Source organism: Streptomyces sp. MnatMP-M17 (assembly GCF_900091995.1).
Classification (GTDB): Bacteria; Actinomycetota; Actinomycetes; order Streptomycetales; family Streptomycetaceae; genus Streptomyces.
In genome coordinates, this window is record NZ_FMDK01000768.1 from 1 (window position 1) to 3,807 (window position 3,807).

The 3,807-nt window shown below is 70.1% G+C and carries 4 protein-coding genes; 3 read left to right on the plus strand and 1 reads right to left on the minus strand.

Features of this window, described 5'->3' with window-relative positions; all coding sequences use genetic code 11:
• Positions 1-71: 71 nt before the first annotated feature.
• Together mmpB and GA0115259_RS30130 are read left to right on the plus strand one after the other, a co-directional pair.
• The gene (mmpB, locus tag GA0115259_RS42280; protein WP_093602870.1) at positions 72-200 is read left to right on the plus strand and encodes a morphogenic membrane protein MmpB; all 129 of its coding nucleotides are present in this window, start codon (positions 72-74) and stop codon (positions 198-200) included.
• Between the two features lie 33 nt (positions 201-233).
• Positions 234-848: a Maf family protein gene (locus GA0115259_RS30130; RefSeq protein WP_176732701.1), complete on the plus strand. Its 615-nt coding sequence runs from the start codon at positions 234-236 to the stop codon at positions 846-848.
• A gap of 27 nt (positions 849-875) precedes the next feature.
• Here the strand turns inward: GA0115259_RS30130 and GA0115259_RS30135 are convergent, their stop codons facing one another.
• On the minus strand, positions 876-1,337 hold the full coding sequence (locus GA0115259_RS30135) for a hypothetical protein (protein WP_093602872.1): 462 nt from the start codon (positions 1,335-1,337) through the stop codon (positions 876-878).
• A 339-nt stretch (positions 1,338-1,676) separates the two neighbouring features.
• Between GA0115259_RS30135 and GA0115259_RS30140 the strand changes: the two genes are divergently transcribed.
• Positions 1,677-3,431, plus strand: a complete 1,755-nt coding sequence (locus tag GA0115259_RS30140; protein ID WP_093602874.1) for an acetyl/propionyl/methylcrotonyl-CoA carboxylase subunit alpha — start codon at positions 1,677-1,679, stop codon at positions 3,429-3,431.
• The last annotated feature ends 376 nt before the right edge of the window (positions 3,432-3,807 follow it).

Below are 3,807 nucleotides of genomic sequence, written 5' to 3' on the forward strand. Positions count from 1 at the left end.
CTGGCCCGGATAGCGGCGCCTGAGTACGGGTACTCAGGCGCCCGGGGCGCGGCGGCCGGAAGATCGGTTCCATGCTGTGGTCCGATCCCGAGAACGAGCCGCCCAAGGAACTGCGCGACGCGCAGACCATGCTGCGCCGCGCGGGCGTGCTGCTCGCGCTGACGGTGGTGGTGGCCATGATCGTGCTCGGCCTTCACTGACAGTGCGGCACGCGGCCTTGGACGGGGCCTACCATGGCCCGCATGACTGCTCAGCGCCGACGGATCGTGCTCGCCTCCGCCTCGCCCGCCCGGCTCGGACTGCTCCGGCAGGCCGGGCTCGCGCCCGAGGTGATCGTCAGCGGTGTCGACGAGGACGCGCTGTCCGCGCCGACACCCACCGAACTGGCGCTCGTACTCGCCGAGGCCAAGGCCACCACGGTGGCCGCGCTCCCCGAGGCGGCCGGCGCCCTGGTCATCGGCTGCGACTCCGTACTGGAACTCGACGGCGAGGCGCTCGGCAAGCCCGTGGACGACGAGGAGGCCACTTTCCGCTGGAAGTCGATGCGCGGCCGTGCGGGTGTGCTGCGGACCGGCCACTGTCTGATCGACACCACGACCGGCCGGCGCGCCTCCGGAACCGCGTCCACCACCGTGCGCTTCGGCAGCCCGAGCGACGCCGAGATCGCCGCGTACGTCGCCTCCGGCGAACCGCTCCATGTGGCGGGCGCCTTCACGCTGGACGGCCGCTCCGGGCCCTTCGTGGACTCGATCGAGGGCGACCACAGCAATGTCATCGGTCTGTCGCTGCCGCTGCTGCGCCGCCTGCTCGCCGAGCACGGGATCGCGATCACCGATCTCTGGGTCTGAACCGCCCACGCCACCAAGTCAGTTGACTCAGGCCGGCGCCGGTCCCCCGGCCCGCGCGGAATCCTCGTCACGGCTCCCGGGCCCGCGCGGCTGCGGCCCGTACGCGACCAGGACCAGGACCAGCATTCCCATGACGGCCATCATGAACGCGAAGGCCGTCCAGCCGACCAGTCCCACCGTCACCGCGCCCAGCACCGCGTGCACGACCGCGCAGGCGGTCAGCGTGAACCGGGCCGGCCGGCCCGGCGCGCGGTCCCGTACGGCCGTACGGATCAGAAGCACCGCGCAGAGTACGAGACAGAGCCCGAAGACACCGCCCGCCACCCAGGTGCCCGTGGACATCGCGCCCGGATCGAGCCCGGCCAGGGACATCTGCTGGTTGTCCACCACCGTGGCGAGCACGCCGTTGACGAACACGACGCCGACCGCCTCCAGCAGCAGCACGATCGCAGCCACCCATGCCACCGGTCTCCGTCCCACGGCTTCCACCTCTTATCGCTGTTACCGCCAGTACGAACGACATCGCGCACGCTACTAACGGGTAAACCTTCGGACAAGGGCCCGAGCGGAGGCAAAGAATCATTCGGCCATTCGTAGGGACTCCACAAAGAATCACGATCCGGCGAGGGGCACTCGGACAGAGAGCTGGAGCACATCAGGACGCTACTGTGCGACGGTGGATCGCGGCGTACCGTGGTGTCACAAGGGATTTCGCGACTTGAGCGAGCCTCGAAACACGCTCCGTGTGGGGAAGCTCACGAATGGGGACTGTTCGATGGGGCGTGTCGGCAGTCCCTAAACTCAGCTTGTTTCAAGGAGGGAGCCATCGTGCGCAAGGTGCTCATCGCCAACCGTGGCGAAATCGCTGTCCGCGTTGCCCGTGCCTGCCGGGATGCCGGGATCGAGAGCGTCGCGGTGTACGCGGATCCGGACCGGGACGCTCTGCACGTCCGCGCGGCGGATGAGGCGTTCGCTCTGGGCGGTGACACCCCGGCGGCCAGTTATCTGGACATGGCCAAGGTGCTCCAGGCGGCGAAGGACTCGGGTGCGGACGCGGTCCACCCGGGCTATGGATTCCTGTCCGAGAACGCGGAGTTCGCCCAGGCCGTCCTGGACGCGGGTCTCACGTGGATCGGCCCGCCGCCTCAGGCCATCCGCGACCTCGGCGACAAGGTCGCCGCGCGCCATATCGCCCAGCGCGCCGGCGCTCCGCTGGTCGCGGGCACTCCGGATCCGGTGTCCGGCGCCGACGAGGTGGTGGCCTTCGCCCAGGAGCACGGCCTGCCGATCGCGATCAAGGCGGCCTTCGGCGGCGGCGGACGCGGCCTGAAGGTCGCCCGCACGCTGGAGGAGATCCCGGAGCTGTACGACTCCGCCGTCCGCGAGGCCGTCGCCGCCTTCGGGCGCGGTGAGTGCTTCGTGGAGCGCTATCTCGACAAGCCCCGCCATGTCGAGACCCAGTGCCTGGCCGACGCCCATGGCCATGTCGTGGTGGTCTCCACACGCGACTGCTCGCTCCAGCGCCGCCACCAGAAACTCGTGGAGGAGGCGCCCGCGCCCTTCCTGACCGACGCTCAGAACGCCGAGCTGTACGCGGCGTCGAAGGCCATCCTCAAGGAGGCCGGATACGTCGGTGCGGGCACGGTCGAGTTCCTGGTCGCCGCCGACGGCACGATCAGCTTCCTGGAGGTCAACACCCGTCTCCAGGTGGAGCATCCGGTGACCGAGGAGGTCACCGGCATCGACCTGGTACGGGAGATGTTCCGTATCGCCGACGGCGAACCGCTCGGCTACGACGATCCGCCGGTGCGCGGCCACTCCTTCGAGTTCCGTATCAACGGCGAGGACCCGGGCCGCGGCTTCCTGCCCGCTCCCGGCACCGTCACTCTCTTCAGCCCGCCCACCGGGCCCGGAGTCCGGCTGGATGCGGGCGTCGAGACCGGCAGCGTGATCGGCCCGGCCTGGGACTCCCTCCTCGCCAAACTCGTCATCACCGGCGCCACCCGCGAACAGGCCCTCCAGCGTGCGGCCCGTGCGCTGGACGAGTTCACGGTCGAGGGCATGGCCACGGCGATCCCGTTCCACCGCAAGGTCGTCACCGACCCGGCGTTCACCTCGAACCCGTTCACGGTCCACACACGGTGGATGGAGACGGAGTTCGTCAACGAGATCCCGGCCTTCGCGACTCCGGCCGACACCGACACGGACGAGGAGCCCGGCCGCGAGACCGTCGTCGTGGAGGTCGGCGGCAAGCGCCTGGAGGTCTCCCTGCCCACCAGCCTGGGCATGACCCTGGCCCGCACGGGCCTCGCGGCCGGCGCGAAGCCGAAGCGCCGGGCGGCGAAGAAGTCCGCCTCGGCGGCCTCGGGCGACACGCTCGCCTCGCCGATGCAGGGGACGATCGTGAAGGTCGCGGTCGAGGAGGGCCAGCAGGTCAAGGAAGGCGACCTGATCGTGGTCCTGGAGGCCATGAAGATGGAACAGCCCCTGAACGCCCACCGCTCGGGCACGGTCAAGGGCCTCGCGGCGGAAGTAGGCGCGTCTCTGACCTCCGGCGCGACGATCTGCGAAATCAAGGACTGACGCCCCAACACCAAAGGGCCACCGGACACCTCCGGTGGCCCTTTCGCATGGCCCGGTCCTCAATCGCCGGACGGGCTGGTTTTTCCGGCCTGCGGCCGGAGTACGGCGAGAAGCTGGCCCCCTCCGAGCAAGAACCCGGCACCGGGGCGGACGGTTCCGTCCTCAATCGCCGGACGGGCTGGTTTTTCGGCCTGCGGCCGGGGTACGGCGAGGAGCTTGCCCCTTCCGAGCGGGAACCCGGTGCCGGGCGGGCCGGTCCGTCCTCAAACGCCGGACGGGCTGGGTATGCGGCCCGGTATCGGGCGGGAAGCCGGGATCCGGGCGGGAGGGGGTCGGGGTCGGAGGAGGTGCGTGTCCGGACACTAAAGCGTGATTT

Excerpts from the sequence above, each read along its gene's own strand:
- mmpB (WP_093602870.1), top strand. The coding sequence starts at position 72 with ATGCTGTGGTCCGATCCCGAGAACGAGCCGCCCAAGGAACTGCGCGAC.
- GA0115259_RS30130 (WP_176732701.1), top strand. The coding sequence starts at position 234 with ATGGCCCGCATGACTGCTCAGCGCCGACGGATCGTGCTCGCCTCCGCC.